This window comes from Bacillus pseudomycoides DSM 12442 (assembly GCF_000161455.1).
Classification (GTDB): domain Bacteria; phylum Bacillota; class Bacilli; order Bacillales; family Bacillaceae_G; genus Bacillus_A; species Bacillus_A pseudomycoides.
Genome location: NZ_CM000745.1, coordinates 5,471,679 through 5,476,726, shown reverse-complemented (window position 1 = coordinate 5,476,726; position 5,048 = coordinate 5,471,679). Strand labels below are relative to the sequence as shown.

Sequence of the window (5,048 nt, the reverse complement as noted above, 5' to 3'; positions counted from 1 at the left end):
CTAATTCTTTTTTCTCTTTTTCTAAACGTTTTACAGTTGTATGTAAATCTGTATTATTCACTTTCAATGCATGGTTTTGTCCCTGTAACGTCTCATTTTCCCTTTTAAAGGCCTCTGACGCTTTCGCAAGGGTTTTAATCCTTTGGAAATCTTCCAAGCCAATTTCGACCGTTTTGGAGCGTATAAAGCCCCCTTTTTCTTTCACAGACATCTCTTCTACTTGTTTTCCTACTTTAACAGCCCTTTTTAAAACATTTAAACGATTTTGCATTTGTTGCATAGATTTCTCTAATTTCTGTTTTTCTAACTCTTTCTCTAAAAGAGTATCTTCTAGCACTTGTACTTCTTCTTTTGCTGTCAAAGCTTTAAAACGTGCGGTTTCTATATGTTTTTTATCACTAGATACGCCACGCTCTAAATCAAAGCCTTTCTCTACCATATGGGCATGAAAATCATCCTGAAGCGAAACTAACTCTTTACGGTTAAAAATCTGTTTTGCTGATAATTTCTTTTCTTCCGTTATTGGAACCATTCCTACATGCATATGAGGTGTTTTCTCATCCAAATGTACGGCTGCATGTACAATATTTTGTTCTCCGTATCGATCTTTAAGAAAACTATAAGCTTCCTCAAAGAATTCTTTTTGAGAACCTGGATTCTCTTCACTTAAACATTCAAAAAAACCTCTATCACTCGTCACTACAAATTCACACATCACAACTGCATCTTTTCGAATGGCTCGATTGGTTTCCACATTCTGTTCAATTTTTTCTTTTACTGTTCTTAAATAATCGATGTACTGATCATTATGTAAATCATAATTTAAATGACTTTGTTCTTTTTCTATATCAGGATTTGTATGACTCTCTTTTTCTCGTTGATTATGAATCTGGATTCCTTTCACATCTCGCATCTTAAATTTCTGCATTCTACAAATAGCAAAACTCACGAATCCTCACCTCAACTTGTCCTAGTTTTTCTCTTTATTTTGTTCTCGATCTCGCTATAAAGTATATATACTTCTCTACTGTTTTTCGGTGTACTTCCATGTAAAGTATAGCACACTATACTTTACTATCGTAAAGAGTGTGTCCCCTAGGGGGATTTCGGCTTAGCCGAATAAGACCTCGGACGTTGTCCAAACCTACTGGGGAACTCTTCCCCAGACCCCATAAAAAAAACACCCCCAACCCCCTCACTTTTTGAGGGGGCTCCCTCGCCGGTAGGCAGGGTCAAACGGTATCCGTTTGACAACCACAAGAGGGTCTTGGGTGTGTGATATTGTCAACTCCTTAATGCTCACTTCGTTCCGCTTACCGTTGACAATTATCTTTGTTTTTCTCTCTGACTCATTATTTTTAAAGCATTACTTAAACTCACCTTACCATTCCCATATTCTAATTTATTACCAAATGGGATGGCTGATTGATTTAATATTTCCCTTACTTTTTGATTTGACATAGTAGCATCCTTTTCTAATAGTAAAGACGCTATACCTGCAACATGGGCCGCTGCCATTGAAGTCCCACTATCTAATCTATAAGTTCCATCATTCCATGTACTTAATACATCTACACCTAATGCCATTAACTCTAATTGTTCCCCTTTACTAGAAAGAAAACCTCTTTGATTATTTAAGTCTACTGCCCCAACAGCAACAACTGAATTAAATTTAGCTGGATAAGTAATGGAATTTCCTTCTTTGTATCCTTCATTTCCAGCAGACGCTATTAATAAAATTCCTTTCTGATAGGCTTTATTCATAGCTTCCTCAAAAAATACAGATTCTTTTTTCCCACCTAAACTCATTAAAATAATATCTACATTTTGTTCAATCGCCCAATCAATTCCCTTTACAACTGTACTATATTTACCATTCGCATATTTATCTAAAACTTTTACTGCGTATAGATCCACGTCAGGTGCAATACCTGTGATTCCGACATTATTATTTTTTGCTCCTATAATTCCTGCTAAATGTGTTCCATGTCCATTATCATCATCAAAACTGGAAGTATTTGAAACAAATGAAATTCCAGTTTTAATCTTTAAATCTAAATGTTCTTTATCAATACCAGTATCTAAAATTGCAACAGAAGTTCCTTTCCCTGTCAGCGGAGAAATCCCTTTTGCTTTTAAAGGTAATGTACTAGAATTAACAGTTTGTTGTATTCCATCAGCTTTTACATTTTCATCTTGTTCCACCGCAATAATTTTAGAATTATTTTTTAAGAGTTTACTTGGATCATAAGAAAACTCAGCTTTTACAATGGATAAATTAGACAATATTTCTTTAATCTTTCCACCTTGATTGGTAATCATCTCTGTATCAATTTTATCTTTAAACATAATTAAATAATCGTTTTCATTTGTTATTTCTGTTGCAAAAGATTTTGAATTCCCTCCACAAATACAAAATAATAACAAACATATAATTAATAATTTCTTCATCATTCGTAACTCCTATCACATGTAAAAATAAGACGCGAATTTCGCGTCTTATTTTTACAACGATTTAATACATTTTATTTTTCACTGTATTGTTCTAACAAAAATTGACAAGCATTATCTAATTCTTTTTGTTTATTAATAGCCATTAATAAATATTTAGGATTTATAGGAATATCAATTTCTTTTAAATAAGATTCATACTCTTCAATAGTTGGCTTTACATTACAATCATAAACAACTTTAAAATTGATTGAATTAAAATAATCTTTTTCAAAAGAAAAATCACTATCTTGAGATAATCGTTTATTAAACAAACTAATAATATTTAATATTGTTTTCTCAATTTGTTCATCTAAATCAAAATCAATAATTTGATGATAAAAGGAAAATCTTTCAGGATCATCGTGTAAAAACATAGTTAACATTAATTTTTGATGATACTTTATCTTTTTAATTTCCTGCTCAATATTCATCTATAAATCTCTCCAATACAATTATAAAATAACACCTGTAATAGCCCTTGCAATTACCCTAGCAGAACCACCAGGAATACCGCATTCATGAATCATAAAACCAATTAAATTTTGTTCAATATGACTTTCAAATCCATCTAATGCATCAGCAATACTTTTCGCATGTTTCTTTAAATATTTAGCCTCTTTAGTCCCAGCACCTAACCATTTTGTAACTGCATGTAATGCTTCTCCACCATTTCTTAAACCCCAAACAACAGCTGATTTTTTCCATCCTTGTGCAGTAACATCACCATCATCATCTAAAGCAACTGGTAAAGCAGGTGTAACTTGATTATTAACTATTTGTGGAAATGGAATAACATTTTGCTGAACCTTTTCAACAGGTACTGTAACATCGTTTTCAGCTGCAAAAGAAGAAAGTGGAGCTATTGTTAATAATGCAGCAAATGCCATTGTAGCTGGAATAATTTTTTTGAATTTAGACTTGATTTTTAACATATATATTTCCTCCCAAAAATGAATTAAATGTAACAAGAAAATTATTCCATATTTTTAAGAAGATTTTACCAAATATGTAAAATTGCATATTTTTTTCTACAAAAAAACAATTCTACGTTGTATATTTTCTAGAATAAATCGATTTAAGAGCTTTATATTCTTCCATAGATGGCTTTACCTTGTTTTTGGGTGTGAATGCATTGGCTGGGGTGAAGCGAAGCGAGGGGCTAGCCCCTTATAGTGTCATAAAACTATAGATTAAGAGCTATTCATGGACAGCCGATCTAAGCGGTTCGGCAGGTATAATTGCTAGTTCAAGTCGTACTACCTAAATTCTCGTTTTTGGTATGTTCGGCTTGGCGACATGCTCATACCTGCCGAAATCCACTTATCAATGGTGAAGCGTAGCGAAAAAGGTGGAGATTTTTGAGAGATTTTTCTCAAAAATACTACCTGTCCATTGATAAGTGGATAGCCCTTTAATAGATATAGAAGGGGTAACCTAGTAAACCCTTGATAAATATGGGTTTATAATTTCCTTATGTTCACCCTAGGGGTGAACATAAGGAAACAAGATGTTCATTTTTTTGTTGTTTTTGTGAACGTCTTGTTTGAAATCGTGAAACAAAACGTTCGAAAGAATGAACATATATGTTCATTCTAAAAGATTAAATAAGGGCTAAAAATCTCATTATTTTTAATGAGATTTTTAGCCCTTATTATAAAAGACACAAGGGGAACTTAAAAAAACCTTATGAATAAAGGTTTTTTTAAACATAATAGTTACCATATTTGGTATTGTTGTTACCATATTTGGTATGTATAATAGTTACCATACTCGGTAACATAAAAGTAGAGGGAGGTTAAAAAGTAATGTCCTCATTAGATAAAGATATTTTTATCGAAGTACCTGATGAAGAAACAGGAGAAATCCAACAATATTTATTAACTCCAGCTAAGAAGAAAAAAGTTTACAAGGGGGATTGGGTCATGGTGTTTCAAGAAGGATTAACATATGTCGCAAAACTCAATTTAAAAGGTGAAACATTGCGTGTTTATATGATCCTATTATCAAAACTAGATTACGAAAATTGGTTAAGAATTAGACAAAAAGACATAGCTGAAGAATTAGGAATGAAACCACCTCATGTTTCAAGAGCAATTAAAGAACTTTCCAATCATGGGATTTTAGTTAAAGGTCCTAAAGTAGGTGCTTCTAATACATATCGTTTAGATCCTTCATTTGCTTTTAGAGGACGAGACAAAAATTTAGAACAAGTCCGAAAAGAAGTAAAACACCTTAAAATAATAAAATAAAAAGAACTCTTAATAGAGTTCTTTTTATTTATCTCTCTAAACCACTATCTCTATTTCTATTTTTCTCTTTTTTCTTTTTCTGCATATCTTTTGAAGCAAGATCATACCCTTTTCTTTCATGTTCTGTTAAATTGCTTTCACTAAATCGAGTATTACTAAATGGGTTTAATGTGATATTCACTTTCTTTTTACAATACCCCACAATTTGTTGAAATCTCTCTATTCCTTGAGGAACACGCTCTTTATAGAACTCTTGTATTTGCGTAAATAATTTTTGCAACCTCTCATATTTCGCTTTATATGAAT

Annotated in this window: 5 protein-coding genes and 1 pseudogene; 1 reads left to right on the top strand and 5 read right to left on the bottom strand. The window is 32.2% G+C overall.

What is annotated here, in order from left to right; genetic code table 11:
- The 4 genes from mobV to BPMYX0001_RS27705 all read right to left on the bottom strand — a co-directional run.
- A partial coding sequence (gene mobV / locus BPMYX0001_RS27720) for a MobV family relaxase (RefSeq protein ID WP_279626202.1) occupies positions 1-949 on the bottom strand: 949 nt, incomplete at its 3' end.
- A gap of 377 nt (positions 950-1,326) precedes the next feature.
- Positions 1,327-2,451 (bottom strand): S8 family peptidase, encoded by a 1,125-nt coding sequence (locus tag BPMYX0001_RS27715; RefSeq protein WP_033799501.1) that lies wholly within the window; start codon positions 2,449-2,451, stop codon positions 1,327-1,329.
- Positions 2,452-2,525: 74 nt separating this feature from the next.
- Positions 2,526-2,924, bottom strand: a complete 399-nt coding sequence (locus BPMYX0001_RS27710) for a DUF1878 family protein (protein ID WP_006097481.1) — start codon at positions 2,922-2,924, stop codon at positions 2,526-2,528.
- A gap of 21 nt (positions 2,925-2,945) precedes the next feature.
- The gene (locus tag BPMYX0001_RS27705) at positions 2,946-3,425 is read right to left on the bottom strand and encodes a hypothetical protein (protein ID WP_006097480.1); all 480 of its coding nucleotides are present in this window, start codon (positions 3,423-3,425) and stop codon (positions 2,946-2,948) included.
- Between the two features lie 873 nt (positions 3,426-4,298).
- Here BPMYX0001_RS27705 and BPMYX0001_RS27700 point away from each other — a divergent pair.
- Positions 4,299-4,742 (top strand): helix-turn-helix domain-containing protein, encoded by a 444-nt coding sequence (locus BPMYX0001_RS27700; RefSeq protein ID WP_006097479.1) that lies wholly within the window; start codon positions 4,299-4,301, stop codon positions 4,740-4,742.
- A gap of 28 nt (positions 4,743-4,770) precedes the next feature.
- On the opposite strand, the pseudogene BPMYX0001_RS27695 reads toward BPMYX0001_RS27700, so the two are convergent.
- Positions 4,771-5,048, bottom strand: a pseudogene (locus BPMYX0001_RS27695) (MobV family relaxase); the annotation flags it as partial.

Coding starts and splice junctions, on each gene's coding strand:
- BPMYX0001_RS27710 (WP_006097481.1), bottom strand. CDS start 2,924: ATGAATATTGAGCAGGAAATTAAAAAGATAAAGTATCATCAAAAATTA.
- BPMYX0001_RS27700 (WP_006097479.1), top strand. CDS start 4,299: ATGTCCTCATTAGATAAAGATATTTTTATCGAAGTACCTGATGAAGAA.
- BPMYX0001_RS27705 (WP_006097480.1), bottom strand. CDS start 3,425: ATGTTAAAAATCAAGTCTAAATTCAAAAAAATTATTCCAGCTACAATG.
- BPMYX0001_RS27715 (WP_033799501.1), bottom strand. CDS start 2,451: ATGAAGAAATTATTAATTATATGTTTGTTATTATTTTGTATTTGTGGA.